At 42.0% G+C, this 16,446-nt stretch carries 12 protein-coding genes, 1 tRNA gene and 1 rRNA gene; 4 read left to right on the forward strand and 10 right to left on the reverse strand.

The window, feature by feature from the left end; translation table 11 throughout:
* The 10 genes from D8848_RS08175 to argR all read right to left on the reverse strand — a co-directional run.
* Positions 1 to 340, reverse strand: a 16S ribosomal RNA gene (locus tag D8848_RS08175); the annotation flags it as partial.
* 241 nt (positions 341 to 581) lie between these two features.
* Positions 582 to 653: transfer RNA gene (locus tag D8848_RS08180), tRNA-Glu, on the reverse strand.
* Between the two features lie 111 nt (positions 654 to 764).
* Positions 765 to 1,199, reverse strand: a complete 435-nt coding sequence (locus tag D8848_RS08185) for a cytidine deaminase family protein (protein ID WP_004263143.1) — start codon at positions 1,197 to 1,199, stop codon at positions 765 to 767.
* Between the two features lie 13 nt (positions 1,200 to 1,212).
* Entirely contained in the window at positions 1,213 to 2,673 is a 1,461-nt protein-coding gene (gene gltX / locus D8848_RS08190; RefSeq protein WP_045606631.1) for a glutamate--tRNA ligase, read from the reverse strand.
* A gap of 127 nt (positions 2,674 to 2,800) precedes the next feature.
* Positions 2,801 to 4,150, reverse strand: coding sequence for a glucose-6-phosphate isomerase (locus tag D8848_RS08195; RefSeq protein WP_004263146.1), 1,350 nt, complete (start codon positions 4,148 to 4,150; stop codon positions 2,801 to 2,803).
* A gap of 170 nt (positions 4,151 to 4,320) precedes the next feature.
* Positions 4,321 to 5,010, reverse strand: coding sequence for a gamma-glutamyl-gamma-aminobutyrate hydrolase family protein (locus tag D8848_RS08205; protein ID WP_001138351.1), 690 nt, complete (start codon positions 5,008 to 5,010; stop codon positions 4,321 to 4,323).
* A gap of 138 nt (positions 5,011 to 5,148) precedes the next feature.
* Entirely contained in the window at positions 5,149 to 6,915 is a 1,767-nt protein-coding gene (gene patB / locus D8848_RS08210) for a multidrug efflux ABC transporter subunit PatB (protein WP_125443440.1), read from the reverse strand.
* 1 nt (position 6,916) lies between these two features.
* Complete coding sequence (gene patA, locus D8848_RS08215) at positions 6,917 to 8,623, reverse strand: multidrug efflux ABC transporter subunit PatA (RefSeq protein WP_125443441.1); 1,707 nt, start codon at positions 8,621 to 8,623, stop codon at positions 6,917 to 6,919.
* 145 nt (positions 8,624 to 8,768) lie between these two features.
* The gene (gene mutS / locus D8848_RS08220) at positions 8,769 to 11,303 is read right to left on the reverse strand and encodes a DNA mismatch repair protein MutS (protein ID WP_125443442.1); all 2,535 of its coding nucleotides are present in this window, start codon (positions 11,301 to 11,303) and stop codon (positions 8,769 to 8,771) included.
* A gap of 50 nt (positions 11,304 to 11,353) precedes the next feature.
* A complete protein-coding gene (argR, locus tag D8848_RS08225) occupies positions 11,354 to 11,800 on the reverse strand; it encodes an arginine repressor (protein WP_001231476.1) in 447 nt (148 codons plus the stop codon).
* A 135-nt stretch (positions 11,801 to 11,935) separates the two neighbouring features.
* Here argR and argS point away from each other — a divergent pair, with 135 nt between their 5' ends.
* The 4 genes from argS (at position 11,936) to galU (ending at position 16,356) form a co-directional block, all read left to right on the forward strand.
* The gene (gene argS / locus D8848_RS08230; protein ID WP_125443443.1) at positions 11,936 to 13,627 is read left to right on the forward strand and encodes an arginine--tRNA ligase; all 1,692 of its coding nucleotides are present in this window, start codon (positions 11,936 to 11,938) and stop codon (positions 13,625 to 13,627) included.
* 377 nt (positions 13,628 to 14,004) lie between these two features.
* Entirely contained in the window at positions 14,005 to 14,250 is a 246-nt protein-coding gene (locus tag D8848_RS08235; RefSeq protein WP_000084858.1) for a hypothetical protein, read from the forward strand.
* A gap of 168 nt (positions 14,251 to 14,418) precedes the next feature.
* A complete protein-coding gene (locus D8848_RS08240) occupies positions 14,419 to 15,435 on the forward strand; it encodes an NAD(P)H-dependent glycerol-3-phosphate dehydrogenase (RefSeq protein WP_020903403.1) in 1,017 nt (338 codons plus the stop codon).
* 21 nt (positions 15,436 to 15,456) lie between these two features.
* Positions 15,457 to 16,356: a UTP--glucose-1-phosphate uridylyltransferase GalU gene (galU, locus tag D8848_RS08245; protein ID WP_125443444.1), complete on the forward strand. Its 900-nt coding sequence runs from the start codon at positions 15,457 to 15,459 to the stop codon at positions 16,354 to 16,356.
* Positions 16,357 to 16,446: the final 90 nt, after the last annotated feature.

Raw genomic sequence — 16,446 nt, forward strand, 5'->3', positions numbered from 1 at the left:
TGGGCCGTGTCTCAGTCCCAGTGTGGCCGATCACCCTCTCAGGTCGGCTATGTATCGTCGCCTTGGTGAGCCGTTACCCCACCAACTAGCTAATACAACGCAGGTCCATCTGGTAGTGATGCAATTGCACCTTTTAAGCAAATGTCATGCAACATCTACTCTTATGCGGTATTAGCTATCGTTTCCAATAGTTATCCCCCGCTACCAGGCAGGTTACCTACGCGTTACTCACCCGTTCGCAACTCATCCGGAGAAGCAAGCTCCTCCTTCAGCGTTCTACTTGCATGTATTAGGCACGCCGCCAGCGTTCGTCCTGAGCCAGGATCAAACTCTCATTAAAAGTTTGAGTTCTCACTCATTTCTGTCACTGACAGATTTATTGTTTTTTCATTGTTCAGTACTACAACCTTAGTTGTAGTGCCCTGCACATTGGTTCGTCTTGTTCAGTTTTCAAAGGTCTTTGTCACTTGCTTCTCTCAAGTGACAACTATATTAGTATATCACAGTCGCTTTCGCTTGTCAACACTTTTTTGAAACTTTTTTAACTTTTTTTCATCAAGTGCCTCAACCGCAACATACCATAGTCCGTACGGGATTCGAACCCGTGTTACCGCCGTGAAAAGGCGGTGTCTTAACCCCTTGACCAACGGACCTGAGCTGTTATTTTCAACTCTTACTATTATACTGGCTTTTCAAACTTTGTCAACACTTTTTTGAAACTTTTTTCAAATTAAGTAAAAAGAGCCAGAATTAAACTGACTCTTCTATTGATTATTAAACTTAGAAGCACGTTCTTCTCCCCACCAATATGGGATTAGTTCTGCGACTTTCACTGTCTTTCTTCTATCGTAGTCCATCATGAATTCTGCATCTTTATTTTCAGCATTAAGCTCTAAAAGGAATTCTCTACAGGCACCGCAAGGCATGGCTGAACTTCCACCATAAGGTGGTTTGTCTCGAAAGGCTAAGACTTTTTTAACCTTAGTTTGTCCCGAAAATTGGTACATATTGAAGAGTGCTGCCCGCTCTGCGCAGAGATGGAAAACACCACAGGTTCCCTCCATACAGAATCCTGTAAATATTTGTCCATCTTCTGCTTCTACTGCGGCAACGACATGATTCGCATAAACAAAATCAGACACTTCATGTGGATTATACAATTTCTGTGCTTCTTCGTACATTTTTTCCCAGATGTCCATTATTGTACCCTTCTTACTTAGAGATTTCCTTTAGCATATTTTCGATATGTTGGATTGATTTTTCACGGCCTAACAAGAAGATCGTATCTGGCAATTCTGGTCCATGCATTTCACCTGAAACAGCGATACGAATAGGCATGAAAAGATTTTTCCCTTTAATACCTGTTTCTTTTTGGACTGCTTTAATTTGTGGGAAGATATTCTCTGTCACAAATTCATCATCTGTCATCGCTTCAAGTTTTGCTTTGAAGGCTTCAAGAACTGTTGGGACTGTTTCCCCCGCCATGACTTCGCGCTCTGCTTCTGTCAATTCTGGAAAATCTGAGAAGAAGAGATCTGTCAATGGGATAATCTCATCTACTGATTTCATTTGTGGTTTATAGAGCTCAACTAGTTTTTCAGCCTTGTCAGTTAAACGGCCTGCTTCCTCTAAGAATGGTTTTGCCATTTCAAAGATAGTTTCTAGGTCTGCATTCTTGATATAATCATTGCTCATCCAGTCGAGTTTCTTCTGATCAAAGGCTGCTGGAGACTTGCTCAGGCGGTTTTCATCGAAAAGTTTAATCAATTCTTCACGAGAGAAAATCTCATCTTCGCCACCTGGGTTCCAACCAAGAAGAGCAATAAAGTTAAAGACTGCTTCTGGAAGGTAACCTTTTTTACGGTAGTCTTCGATAAACTGAAGGGTATTAGTATCGCGTTTAGACAATTTTTTCCCAGTTTCAGAGTTGATAATCAAGGTCATGTGACCAAACTCTGGAGCTTCCCAACCAAGCGCTTCATAAACCATGAGCTGTTTTGGTGTATTAGCAATATGGTCGTCTCCACGGATAACATGGGAGATTTGCATATCATGGTCATCGATGACAACGGCAAAGTTGTATGTTGGGTAACCGTCTTTCTTTTGGATAACCCAGTCACCACCAATATTGCCACCTTCAAATTCGATATCACCTTTAACCATATCATGCCACTTGTAGATACCTGACTCATTGACCGCCAAACGAACTGTTGGAATGATACCAGCTGCTTCACGTTCTGCGATGTAAGCTGCTTTTTCCTCTTCACTCATACCAAGGTATTCGTTAATGTAGCGAGGTGTTTCACCAGCTGCTTCTTGGCGTTCGCGTTCAGTTGCCAACTCTTCTTCTGTAACGTAAGATTTGTAGGCTTTTCCTTCAACTAGCAATTGATCGATGTATTTTTGATACAAGTCCAAACGCTCAGACTGACGGTAATTTTCATGTGTTTCTGGGCTTTCATCCCAATCCATACCTAACCAGCGAAGGTTTTCAAGCTGTGAACGTTCACCATCCTCGACATGACGTTTACGGTCAGTATCTTCGATACGAATGATAAAAGTTCCACCATGATGACGTGCGTAAAGGTAGTTGAACAATGCTGTACGGGCATTCCCGATGTGTAGTAGTCCTGTTGGACTTGGTGCGTAACGTACGCGGATATCTTTTGACATAGTTTCTCCTATAAAGTCTCTAGGCGTCTGCCTTTTTACTCTCTATATTATATCACAAGTCTTGGCTGAGTCCAATTTCTATGGATAAAGAGAGTAAAAAGAGTGGACAAACCACTCTTTTCTTCTATTATAGACGTGCGTTAAGTTCTTTGCTCAATTCTTCAAATCCTGGTTTTCCAAGAAGGGCAAACATGTTACGTTTGTAAGCTTCAACACCTGGTTGGTCAAATGGGTTGATAGCATTCAAGTAACCTGAAAGAGCGATAGCCAATTCGAAGAAGTAGATAGTGTAACCAAGAGTGAAAGCGTCTTGCTCTGGAAGAGTCACGTACATGTTTGGTACATCACCATCTGTGTGGGCAAGAAGAACACCATCAGTTGCTTTTTTGTTTACAAAGTCAACGTCTTTTCCTTGAAGGTAACCAAGTCCATCAAGGTCTTCTTCCAAGCTAGGAATAGTCACGTTTTTACGAGGTTTGTCAACACGAACAACTGTTTCAAACATGATACGAGTTCCTTCTTGGATAAATTGACCAAGTGAGTGCAAGTCAGTTGAGAAGTTGGCTGAAGTTGGGTAGATACCTTTTTGGTCTTTTCCTTCTGATTCACCAGCCAATTGTTTCCACCATTCTGAGAAGTATTGAAGTGATGGCTCGTAGTTTACCAAGATCTCAGTTGCATAGCCTTTACGGTAAAGGATGTTACGAACTGCTGCGTATTGGTAAGCTTCGTTTTCAGAGATTTTATCTGAAGTGTAGTCTTTGCGAGCTGCATTTGCACCTTCCATAAGGGCTTTGATGTCAGCTCCTGATGCTGCGATTGGAAGCAAACCAACGGCTGTCAATACTGAGAAGCGTCCACCGATATCATCTGGAACAACAAATGTTTCCCAACCGTTAGCGTCTGCTTCAACCTTAACAGCACCTTTTTGGCGGTCAGTTGTTGCATAGATACGTTTGTTTGCTTCTTCTTGACCGTATTTCTTAACCAAGAGTTCTTTGAAAACACGGAAAGCAATCGCTGGTTCAGTTGTTGTACCTGATTTAGAAATCACGTTTACTGAGAAATCTTTATCAGCTACGTACTCTACCAAGTCAGCAAGGTAAGTAGATGAGATTGAGTTTCCTGCGTAAAGGATTTGTGGAGCCTTGCGTTCTTCTTTTGTTTGCAAGTTTGCAAAGTGGTGGTTCAAGAAGTCGATTGCTGCTTTGGCACCAAGGTAAGATCCACCGATACCGATCACAACCAAAACATCGCTGTCTGATTTGATTTGCTCAGCAGCTTTCAAGATGCGGTCAAATTCTTCGCGGTCGTAGTTTTCAGGAAGGTCCAACCATCCCAAGAAGTCGCTACCAGCACCAGTTCCTTTACGGATCAATTCATCTGCTGCTGTTACTTGTGATTGCATGTATTCCACTTCATGTGGTGCAACAAATTTGTCTAAAACTTTTGAATAATCAAATTTAATATGTGACATGTTATTCCTCCAATATTTCTTCTTTTCTATCATAACGCTTACCTTCGTTTTTTTCAAGTTTTTTTGTCGAATTTCTCCAATTTTTATCAGAATTCAAACGTTTGCGTAAAAATCCCACATTCCAAAAATTTTGAAAAAATAAAAGAAAGAACGACTAGATGTTCCAGTCGTTACAGTTCATTCAATAAATACTCAAATAATTCTAAATTGCCATCTTCTTCATTAACCAGAAACTCTGGATGCCACTGCAAACCAATAATGCGGTGCTCATCGATAGACTCAATCGCTTCGATGGTCTGGTCTCTTGGGTCAATAGCAGTTACACGGAAATTAGGTGCCAAATCTTTAATACTCTGACGATGAACGGAATTAACTTGACTTTCTTTTCCAAATAACTTAGCCACCACACTTCCTTCTACTGTCTCAATAGAATGAGATGTCCCGAAAGGTAGTCCTTGCCAGTGGCCTTCGATTTCTTGATTGAGAGTTCCCCCAAAGGCAACATTGACAAGTTGGACACCGCGACAGATTGCCATAATTGGTTTGTTCTGACGGAGCGCTTCTTTCAAGAGGGCCAATTCAAATTCGTCACGCACTAGGTTGTAATCATCACTCTCGATGGTCTTTTTCTCTCCATAAAACTGAGGATGGACATTTTGACCGCCTGTCAAGATAAGTTTGTCAATCATTTCTACATAATCGCGTACAACTGACTCATCACCAACAGGAATGACTAAAGGGAGACCACCGACTTGACGAATGCTCTCTGCGAATCTACAAGATACAGATGAATGAATGTTTTTTCCTTCCGCGTCCACAGGACATAGATTTGCAGCAACTCCTACAACCGTTCTAGGCATGATGTCTCTCCTTTCGAATATTAACGATAGTCCTATCATATCACTCAAAACGCCTTTCGTCTAATATGTTTTTTTTAAGGCCGTGATAAATATTTTTTATGGACAAGAAAAAGCTGCCCACATAGGACAACTTCTTTCTTATTCGAAAACAAATTGATTGTGATAGAGTTCTGAGTAGAAGCCACCTAGTTTCAAAAGTTCATGGTGGTTACCGCGTTCAATGACTTCTCCATCTTTAAGGACAATAATCTGGTCTGCATTGAGGATGGTCTTCAAACGGTGGGCAATGACGAAACTAGTTCTGCCTGCTACAACCGCCTCCATGGCATGCTGAATCTTACTTTCTGTCACCGTATCTACGTTTGAAGTTGCTTCATCTAGAATGAGAACTTCTGGATCTGTCATCAGGGTTCGAGCGATAGAAATCAATTGTTTCTGTCCTGTTGAAAAGATGCTCTGGTCATCATCGATAAGAGTATCGTACTTATCAGGCAAGCTTTCGATGTAGTCGTGGATATGGGTTGCCTTGGCTGCTGCCTCAACCATTTCTTGACTAGCATCTGGCACACCGAAACGGATATTGTCTCGAATCGTTCCGCTAAATAAGACCGAATCCTGCAAAACAATTCCCACCTTGCTTCTAAGACTATCTAAATCATAGTCACGGATGTCTTTGCCGTCAAAATAAATACCACCAGCATCAACATCATAAAAGCGATTGATGAGGTTCATAATAGTCGTTTTCCCTGACCCAGTCGGACCAACAACTGCTGTCATCTGGCCTTTAGGGGCAGAAATGCTGACATCTTTCAAAATAGGTTTATCAGGCAAGTATGAAAAATCAATATGACTGATTTCAACACCTTCTTGCAACTTAGTGAAGGTTGGAGCCTTTTCGGGTCGAATTTCTTCCTCTGCATCAAACATTTCCTGAATCCGTTCAGCACCTGTAAAGGCCAACTGAAGACTTCCCCAACTAGCTGCAACTTGGATAATAGGCTGGTAGTACTGCTGTGAAAATTGGGCAAACATAACAATCAAACCTAAGGCTGTACTTGTTTCAATAGTCTTATCGTTTAATAGAATAGCTGAACCAGCAAAGATGACGACGGCTGTATTAACCAGACTCATGCCATTCATGACAGGGAAAAGAATTCCTGAGAACATTCTTCCTTTAAAGGTTGCCTTGCGCACGCGCTCATTTTGCTCAAGAAATCCTGCCATCATATCCTCTTGAATTCCTTGCACAATGACAGCTTTTTGACCTGAGATACTCTCATCCATATAGGCGTTGAGCTTCCCTACCTCTTTCTGCTGGAGGTTGGTGTATTTGCGTGCCATTTTTACGATGAAAATCAGCATGAGGAAGGCCACTGGTGTGCTGGCAATGGTGATGAGAGCCAGCGTTACATTTCTCGAAAACATGACAAGAATCAGACCAATGTATAAAACAATATTGCTCATGACCTGAATCAAGCTTTCGTTAAAGGCCTGGAGGATATTATCCAAATCACTGGTAAAACGAGACAAGATATCGCCATCTTGTCGGCGGTCAAAGAATGAAACCGTCAAGCGAGCAAGCTTACCGAAGAGGCCTTTGCGCATCTCGTTGGTCGACTCTGCAATCACGCGCGTCATGAGGCACATGTATATGACACTGGAGATAAATAGAACCAAAACCAGCAGACCAAGATTGACCATGATTCCTGATAGGCTTTGCCAAGCAAGTTCTGGATTGCCATTTTGATAAGCTTGAACTAAATTAGCTAGCTGCGTCACTGCTTGTCCAGAAAAGACCGGAAAGAGGGCTTGGGCAAGAGTTGCCAGAACAATCATCAGGATAACAACTACAAATGATAACTTATAGACTTTAAAATAATTCCAAAAAAATTGAACTGTCTTCATTTTACTCCTCCTTTCCTTTCTGTGTTTCGTAGATTTCACGGTAAACAGCATTGTTGGCAACCAAGTCTGCATGCGTACCTTGACCAATCAATCGTCCTTGATCTAGAACCAAGATTTTATCTGCATGAACAACCGAGCTAATCTTTTGAGCGATGATAATGGTTGTCGTTCCCTTTAATTCCTTATTCAAGGCTTCTTGCACCAGGCGCTCTGACTTAGCATCCAAGGCTGAGGTCGAATCGTCAAAAATCAGAATACGCGGATTGCTGACGATTCCACGGGCAATTGACATCCTTTGTTTTTGCCCACCGGAGAAATTGGTTCCCCTTTCCTCAACTGGACTTTCAAAGGTTTTCTCCATACGATGAATGAATTCACTAGCTTGGGCAATATTGGCTGCGTGTTCCATTTCAAATAGAGTAGCATCTCCCTTACCCTGTCTCAAGTTGTCTGCAATCGTTCCACTGAAGAGAATGGCACGTTGGAGAACGATAGAGACAGCTTTACGCAGGGTCCCTTCACTCACTTCTCGAATATCCTTGCCTCCGATTTTAATAGCCCCTTCCTGCGGGTCAAAGAGACGTGGAATCAATTGAGCCAAGGTTGATTTTCCTGCACCAGTCGCTCCAACGACACCAACCATTTGACCAGGTTCAATAGTAAAGCTCACATCTTTCAGCATCGGTTCCTTGTCCATTGGATAGGTAAAGGTCACATTTTCAAAGATAAGACTTCCGACCAACTCTTCATCTGGTACATCCTTGAAGGTCATGGCTGGCTCTGCGTCAAGAATTTCTCGAATACGACGCATGGAAATCATAGCACGACTGACAGAATTTCCCAAAAATCCAACCATGACAATGGTAAAGATAATCTGGCTCAGGTAATTGACAAAGGAAGCAATGGAACCAACAACTGACGGATCCGACTGAACCATCCCAGCAACCAGCCAAATAGAGAGGAAAACCGCCCCGTAGCCGACCAGCATCATAAAGGGTTCCACTACTGAAAAGGCATAACCGATATAAAGATTTTGACCGAGTAGCTCATCTGAAACCTCCGTAAACTTAGTAAACTGCTCTTTTTCTTGGACAAAGGACTTGACCACACGAACACCACGAAGATTCTCCTTGGCAATAGCATTAATGCGCTCAAGAAGGGTTTGAAACTTGGCAAAACGAGGTCCCATCATCCCCATCATGACAGCAGTCAAGCCAAAAATCAAGACTACCATGAGAACAATTACCCACCACAGAGAAGGAAGGGTTTGAACCGCCAGGATAAACGAACCGATGAACAAGAGGGGGAGTCTGAAAAGAATTTGGAAGGTCATCATGACGACGTTCTGAATCTGGTTGATATCATTTGTCATTCGAACAACTAGATTTCCCGCATTAAATTGTTCAATATTGGCATAAGAAAAGGTTTGGATTTTACGGAAGGCATCCTCCCGAAGGTCAGATGAAACTCCTTGGGCAATATAGGCTGCAAGGATAACATTGAGTCCACCAGCAACCAGACCGACCACGGCCACACCAATCAACCAAGCCCCGATACTATAAATAGCTTCATATTTTCCAGCAAGGAGGGCGTCTAACACTTCCTGCAGGTAACGCGGTTGCAAAAGTGAACTAGCAACCATCAAGCCTGTCATCAGGAGCGAAGCCAAGGCCTGCCACTTGTAGGTTTTTATTTTCTGAATCAGCATACTTTCTCCTTAAAAAATAGACAAAAGGGAGCGACAATGTGTCAGCTCCTTCTCATTCTGTTTGTGTGATGTTATTCTAGCAAAAAAGTGAGAACTTGTCAAAGAAGTCTCCTTGATACAGCTAGAATGACTAGTAATTTTCTCTTTATAGTTTCTGTTTTAACTCGACTAAGACATTCATAGCCTGCATAGGTGTCATATTGTAAACATCCAGTTTAGATAATTCTGCTAGGATAGGATGCTCTTCTGCCGTATCAAATAGTGAAATCTGTTCTGTGACAGCACTTGTTTGTCTCATGGGAGCAGGACTTTCTGTTCCTTGACTCTCTAGCTGAGTCAAAATCTTATCCGCCCTTGCTAAAAGATCTGCTGGTAAGCCAGCAATCTTGGCAACATGGATACCGTAGGATTTATCAGCTGGTCCTGGTTCAATCTTGTGAAGGAAGGTCACCTGCCCATCCTGCTCCAAAGTTGCCACGTGGACATTGACCAAGTGTTGTAAACTAGACTCCAGACTAGTCAACTCATGGTAGTGGGTCGCAAAGAGGGTCTTGGCTCCAATATGCTCATGGATGTATTCGATGATAGACTGAGCAAGAGCCATCCCGTCATAAGTTGCAGTTCCCCGTCCCAATTCATCAAAGAGAATGAGAGAGTCCTTGGTCGCATGCGAAATAGCATTATTGGCCTCCATCATCTCCACCATAAAGGTTGATTGACCTGAAACCAAGTCATCGGCTGCTCCGATACGGGTAAAAATTGCATCAAAAATCGGTAAATGGGCACTTTCAGCCGGTACATAGGAACCCAACTGGGCCATAACTGCCGTCATGGCTAACTGACGCATGTAGGTAGACTTCCCACTCATGTTGGGCCCTGTAATCAGTTGAATACTGGTATCTTCTGCCATCTGAATCGTATTGGGAATATAGGTCTGAGCCCCCATGACCTTTTCAACGACAGCATGGCGCCCTTTCTGGATATCAATTTGTGAATCGTCTCCAAACTCTGGTCGAATCAAATGCTGGGTCTCAGCCACAACCGCCAGACTCTGTAAGACATCAACCGTCGCAATTCCTTGGGCTAGAGCTTGTAAACGCTGGATGTACTTGCTGACTTCTTCACGAATGTGCATAAAAATTTCGTACTCTAGATTAGCTGACTTCTCACGCGCCTCAAGCATATCTCCCTCGATACGGGCTAATTCTTCGGTTCCAAAACGTTCTGAGTTTTTCAGCGTCGCCTTGCGGAAAAAGTGAGCAGGCACATTTCCCAGTTGCGAATTGGTCACATGGAAATAGTAGCCATCCTTTTTATTGTAGTCAATCTTGAGGGTACTGATACCAGAGTTTTCTCGCTCCTTAGCCTCAATCTCAGCAATCCAACCAGTCCCTTCTCTGAGAACGCGACGGTACTTGTCTAAGGTTTCATCAAATCCAGTTCGGATAATTCCCCCATCTGTAATCACATGAGAAGCTTCAGGAGCAATCGCTGCGCTAATCAAACTCTCCAACTCAGGGATTCCATCCAATTGTTCGATAAGATAAGTTAGAGCAGGTTGCTCCATCCCTTCTAAAATCGCTCGGATCCGTGGCACACTAGACAAGGTGGTCGCCAACTGCAAGAGATCCTTGGGATTGGTTTTGCCAAAAGAAACACGACTAGCCAAGCGCTCAATGTCATAAACTCCCTTGAGACTGTCTGTCAAATCACTGCGCTCAAAGAAATGGTCGAGAAAGACCTGCACCACTTCTTGGCGTTGGATAATTCGTTCCTTATCAATCAAGGGGCGATGAATCCAAGACCGCAAGAGACGCATTCCCATAGCCGTTTTGGTTTCATCCAAAAGCCAGAAAAGACTGCCTTGCTTCTTGCCCGAACGGGCATTCTCAACCAAATCTAGACTAGCCTTGGTCGCATAATCCATCTGCAAGAAATCCTTGATTTCATAGCGTATAACAGGCTTGAGGTGGTTCAATTCCCTCATCTGAGTTCGATGAACATACTGGAGCAATTTACTAGATGCCGCTTGCTCCACAGCTGCCAATCGTGAATCCAGTAAATGAAGGTCTTCAAAGCCTTCTTTTTCATAGGAAAGTACCAGATTCATCTGACGACTAAGGATTAGTTCCTCTTCCTCAGACAAGTCATAGCCCAGCACCACTTCTCGCGCCTTGAGATTACGGATTTCCCCACAAACCAGCGTGAAATCCAAAAGACCCGTCACATAAAAGTCTCCGGTCACCAAGTCCATATAAGCTAGACCAAATTGACTGCCATCACGGTCTATGGCAACCAAGAAATTGTTCTGACTATCCGGCTTACTACTATCGACCACTGTCCCAGGTGTAATGACCTGAACAACCTCTCGTTTCACAACCCCAACTGCCTGTTTAGGATCTTCCATCTGCTCTGCGATAGCCACCTTATAGCCCTGCTCAATCAAGACATCGATGTACTGTTGGGCAGAATGATAGGGAACACCCGCCATAGGAATCGGATTGTCGGCATTCTTGTTGCGACTCGTTAAGGAAATTTCCAGAATCTGCGCAGCATTGACCGCATCCTCATAAAATAATTCATAAAAATCACCCATACGAAAGAGCAAAAAAGCATCTGGATATTGCTTTTTAATATCCACATACTGTTGCATGCCCGGTGATAGCTTTTCTGTCGCCATTTTCCGTCTCTCCTTGTCAAAAATAAGTCTTGAGAGCAACTCTCAAGACCTTACTTATCTTTCATCAAATCTAGCAAACGATCTTCCATGAGTTTGGCAACGTGCTGGTCTCGACAAATGACCAATAAGGTATTGGCACCAGCAACTGTTCCTAAAATCCATTCATCCTTGTTTGCATCTACAATATTTGCCAAAACAGAGGCTTCTCCCAGTTTGGTATGAAGTACCAAGGTAAACTCTGCTCTTGCAACACCTTCTAAATGATGAGACAAAAATTCCACCAAATCAATCTTTTCTGTCTCATTTGCTAGTACATAATACACCATATCATTTTTCTTGACCTTGGTCAAGCCGATTTCGCGCAAATCACGAGACAGGGTTGTCTGCGTCACAAAAACATTATGTGCCTCCAACCGATCTTGAATTTCTTTTTGTGTACTTAATTTCTCCTCAGTAATCATTTTTTTTATTAACTGATGACGATCTCTTTTTCTCATAAAATCCTCTTATATGCATATTTATAACTAATTTTATAACTATATTATACCAAAAAAATAGGAGATTTCAAAAATTTTTTCTTCTTTCTTTAAAATTGTGATAAAATAGTAGAAAAGTCCAAAAAGGAGCTCTTAATGAATACAAAAGAATTGATTGCTAGCGAGTTGGCTAGCATCATTGATAGCCTGGACCAAGAGGCTATTTTAAATTTACTGGAAACCCCTAAAAACTCAGAAATGGGAGACATCGCTTTCCCTGCTTTTTCTCTTGCAAAAGTCGAACGTAAAGCACCTCAAATGATTGCTGCTGAACTGGCTGAAAAAATTAACAGCCAAGCCTTTGAAAAAGTTGTTGCAACAGGACCTTACGTCAATTTTTTCCTTGATAAATCTGCCATTTCTGCTCAAGTATTGCAAGCTGTTATCACTGAAAAAGAACACTATGCTGACCAAACTATTGGTAAACAAGAAAATGTTGTTATCGATATGTCTAGTCCCAATATCGCTAAACCATTTTCTATTGGTCACCTGCGCTCAACTGTTATCGGAGATAGCTTGTCACATATTTTCCAAAAAATCGGTTATCAAGCAGTCAAGGTCAACCACTTGGGAGACTGGGGGAAACAGTTTGGGATGTTGATTGTTGCCTACAAAAAATGGGGCGACGAAGAAGCTGTAAAAGCTCATCCAATTGATGAACTTCTTAAACTCTATGTCCGCATCAACGCTGAAGCTGAAAATGACCCTAGCTTGGATGAAGAAGCACGCGAATGGTTCCGCAAACTGGAAAATGGAGATGAGGAAGCTCTCGCACTTTGGCAATGGTTCCGTGATGAAAGTTTGGTGGAATTTAACCGCCTTTACAATGAATTGCAAGTCGAATTTGACAGCTACAATGGAGAAGCTTTCTACAACGATAAGATGGATGCAGTTGTAGACATTCTTTCTGAAAAAGGCCTTCTTGTTGAATCAGAAGGTGCCCAAGTTGTGAATCTTGAGAAATATGGAATTGAACACCCAGCCCTCATCAAGAAATCTGATGGTGCAACTCTCTACATCACACGTGACTTGGCTGCAGCCCTTTACCGTAAAAACGAATACCAATTTGCTAAATCTATCTACGTTGTTGGTCAAGAACAATCTGCCCACTTTAAACAGCTCAAAGCTGTCTTGAAAGAAATGGGCTACGACTGGAGTGACGACATTACTCATGTTCCTTTTGGTTTGGTTACAAAAGAAGGGAAAAAACTCTCTACTCGTAAAGGGAATGTCATCTTGCTAGAGCCTACTGTTGCAGAGGCTGTTAGTCGTGCCAAGGCCCAAATCGAAGCTAAAAATCCTGAACTTGAAAATAAAGATCAGGTAGCCCATGCTGTTGGGGTTGGAGCCATTAAATTCTATGACCTTAAGACCGACCGTACAAATGGATACGACTTCGACCTAGAAGCTATGGTATCCTTCGAGGGTGAAACTGGACCTTACGTTCAATATGCCTATGCTCGTATCCAATCTATCTTACGCAAAGCAGACTTCAAGCCAGAAACAGCTGGTAACTATAGCTTAAATGATGCTGAAAGCTGGGAAATCATCAAACTCATCCAAGATTTTCCACGTATTATCAACCGTGCTGCGGATAACTTTGAACCTTCTATCATTGCTAAATTTGCAATTAGCCTGGCTCAAGCCTTTAACAAATACTATGCACATACGCGCATCTTGGATGAAAACCCAGAACGAGACAGCCGTCTAGCCCTCAGCTACGCAACCGCAGTCGTTCTAAAAGAAGCCCTTCGCTTGCTTGGAGTAGAAGCGCCAGAGAAGATGTAAATCGCCAAAGTTACTTGATTGCGGAGCAATCTAAGTAACTAACGCCAAATCCTATTCGGACTTTGGCTAGGCGCTTCACTAGTTTTAGGACATAAATATGATTGATTTATGTCCTAAAACGTCGTAACCAAAGATACTTGTCTAAACGCTTTACTAATTCATCTAACCCAATAATATCGATTTGGTTTGGTTCATGTCGTAATCTTTTAATTACTTGATTGTAAAGCAATCTAAGTAACTGACGTCCAATCCTATACGGGATTTTGTTTAGAGGTCTATCAAAAATCTTATCAAGTTTTGCTGACTTGTTCTGCTATTTTAGATCCACTAAATCGATTTATTCACTATTACTTCTTTATCATACAGGGAGATATTCTATGAGCCAATATGCTTATATCCTCGTTGTGATTAGCTTGGTTTTCCTTTTTCTGCTTAATAAGTACGAGAAGGAGAGACTACAAAAACTCTACCAAGAACAACTTTTAAAGGATGAAACATTTAGGACTGATATCAAAGAGAAAATTCACACGACTGAAAATATCAATGATGTCATTGCTTACATCAATAAAACTTATCATCTGGGAATGTTGCTATCAAAAGACATTACAGATCAATTGAAATAAACCTAGCTATTCTTTAAGGAATATAAAAACCGAGACTGAGAGTTTGTCCCTTCGTCTCGGTTTTTGTGTATTTTTCAAGTAACAAAGCCACCACTCCCCAGTAATGCAAGTGCAAAATCCTCTAGAATATGATAGAATAATGAAAAGGACTCTATTAAGGAGGAAAACATGGAAAAACAAACCGTCGCCGTCTTGGGGCCTGGTTCTTGGGGAACTGCCCTTTCACAAGTCTTAAATGACAATGGACACGAGGTACGTATTTGGGGAAATCTTCCCGAGCAAATCAATGAAATTAATACCTATCATACTAACAAGCACTACTTTAAAGATGTCGTTCTAGATGAAAATATCATTGCCTACACCGACTTAGCAGAGGCATTAAAAGATGTAGATGCGATTTTGTTTGTTGTCCCAACAAAAGTGACACGACTTGTTGCCCAACAAGTTGCAAAAACCTTAGACCATAAGGCTATCATCATGCACGCATCAAAGGGATTAGAGCCTGATAGCCATAAACGATTATCAACCATCCTTGAAGAAGAAATTCCTGAACATCTCCGCAGTGATATTGTCGTTGTTTCAGGACCTAGTCATGCGGAAGAAACCATTGTACGTGACCTGACTTTAATCACTGCTGCTTCTAAAGATTTACAAACAGCTCAATATGTTCAGGAACTCTTTAGTAATCACTACTTTCGACTTTATACCAATACGGATGTTATCGGAGTTGAAACTGCTGGTGCTCTTAAAAATATTATTGCTGTCGGTGCTGGAGCTTTACATGGTTTGGGATTTGGTGACAATGCCAAGGCAGCCATCATCGCTCGAGGACTGGCAGAAATTACCCGCCTAGGGGTGGCACTCGGTGCCAGTCCGTTGACCTATAGTGGCTTATCTGGTGTGGGAGATTTGATTGTGACGGGAACCTCCATCCACTCTCGCAACTGGAGAGCCGGCGATGCCCTTGGTCGTGGAGAATCCCTAGCTGATATCGAGGCCAATATGGGCATGGTGATTGAAGGAATCTCAACGACTAGAGCAGCCTATGAACTAGCGCAAGAACTTGGAGTCTATATGCCCATTACACAGGCCATTTACCAAGTTATCTACCACGGAACCAATATTAAAGATGCCATTTATGACATCATGAATAATGAATTTAAAGCAGAGAATGAGTGGTCTTAACCCTCTAGAGAAAGGATTCTTATGACATCAAAAGTTAGAAAAGCAGTCATCCCTGCCGCTGGACTCGGAACTCGTTTCTTACCAGCCACCAAAGCACTTGCGAAAGAAATGTTGCCAATTGTAGATAAACCAACTATCCAGTTTATCGTAGAAGAAGCTCTTAAATCAGGTATTGAAGATATTCTGGTTGTCACTGGTAAATCAAAACGTTCTATTGAAGACCACTTTGACTCAAACTTTGAGCTTGAATACAACCTCAAAGAAAAAGGCAAACACGACTTACTAAAATTGGTAGACGAAACAACTGGCATTCGCCTTCACTTTATCCGTCAAAGCCATCCTCGTGGTCTTGGTGATGCTGTCTTACAAGCAAAAGCTTTTGTAGGAAATGAACCTTTCGTTGTTATGCTTGGTGACGACCTAATGGATATCACAGATGACCATGCTGTCCCTTTGACAAAACAATTAATGAACGATTACGAGACAACTCACGCATCAACAATTGCTGTTATGCCCGTACCACACGAAGACGTTTCATCATATGGAGTTATCGCTCCTCAAGGTGAAGGGATTAATGGTCTCTACAGTGTCGAAACTTTCGTTGAAAAACCAGCTCCAGAAGAGGCTCCAAGTGATTTGGCAATCATCGGACGCTATCTGCTCACACCAGAAATTTTTGAAATCCTCGAAAATCAAGCTCCCGGTGCTGGAAATGAGATCCAGCTTACCGACGCTATTGATACGCTTAATAAAACACAACGTGTTTTTGCCCGTGAATTTACAGGAGCTCGTTACGACGTTGGGGATAAGTTTGGCTTTGTGAAAACATCTATTGACTATGCCCTCAAACACCCACAAGTCAAAGATGACTTAAAAGATTACCTCATCCAACTGGGAAAAGAATTGGCTGAGAAGGAATAGAATTAGTTTCCAGTTAATAAATTAAGTCTCCAGTAAGTTGACTCTGGAGACTTAATTATTTTACAAATTTACATACAATTTAAAGATTTA

Source organism: Streptococcus mitis (assembly GCF_003942775.1).
Classification (GTDB): domain Bacteria; phylum Bacillota; class Bacilli; order Lactobacillales; family Streptococcaceae; genus Streptococcus; species Streptococcus mitis_CN.

Excerpts from the sequence above, each read along its gene's own strand:
- argS (WP_125443443.1), top strand. The coding sequence starts at position 11,936 with ATGAATACAAAAGAATTGATTGCTAGCGAGTTGGCTAGCATCATTGAT.
- D8848_RS08235 (WP_000084858.1), top strand. The coding sequence starts at position 14,005 with ATGAGCCAATATGCTTATATCCTCGTTGTGATTAGCTTGGTTTTCCTT.
- argR (WP_001231476.1), bottom strand. The coding sequence starts at position 11,800 with ATGAGAAAAAGAGATCGTCATCAGTTAATAAAAAAAATGATTACTGAG.
- gltX (WP_045606631.1), bottom strand. The coding sequence starts at position 2,673 with ATGTCAAAAGATATCCGCGTACGTTACGCACCAAGTCCAACAGGACTA.
- mutS (WP_125443442.1), bottom strand. The coding sequence starts at position 11,303 with ATGGCGACAGAAAAGCTATCACCGGGCATGCAACAGTATGTGGATATT.
- D8848_RS08205 (WP_001138351.1), bottom strand. The coding sequence starts at position 5,010 with ATGCCTAGAACGGTTGTAGGAGTTGCTGCAAATCTATGTCCTGTGGAC.
- patA (WP_125443441.1), bottom strand. The coding sequence starts at position 8,623 with ATGCTGATTCAGAAAATAAAAACCTACAAGTGGCAGGCCTTGGCTTCG.
- D8848_RS08185 (WP_004263143.1), bottom strand. The coding sequence starts at position 1,199 with ATGGACATCTGGGAAAAAATGTACGAAGAAGCACAGAAATTGTATAAT.
- galU (WP_125443444.1), top strand. The coding sequence starts at position 15,457 with ATGACATCAAAAGTTAGAAAAGCAGTCATCCCTGCCGCTGGACTCGGA.
- D8848_RS08195 (WP_004263146.1), bottom strand. The coding sequence starts at position 4,150 with ATGTCACATATTAAATTTGATTATTCAAAAGTTTTAGACAAATTTGTT.
- D8848_RS08240 (WP_020903403.1), top strand. The coding sequence starts at position 14,419 with ATGGAAAAACAAACCGTCGCCGTCTTGGGGCCTGGTTCTTGGGGAACT.
- patB (WP_125443440.1), bottom strand. The coding sequence starts at position 6,915 with ATGAAGACAGTTCAATTTTTTTGGAATTATTTTAAAGTCTATAAGTTA.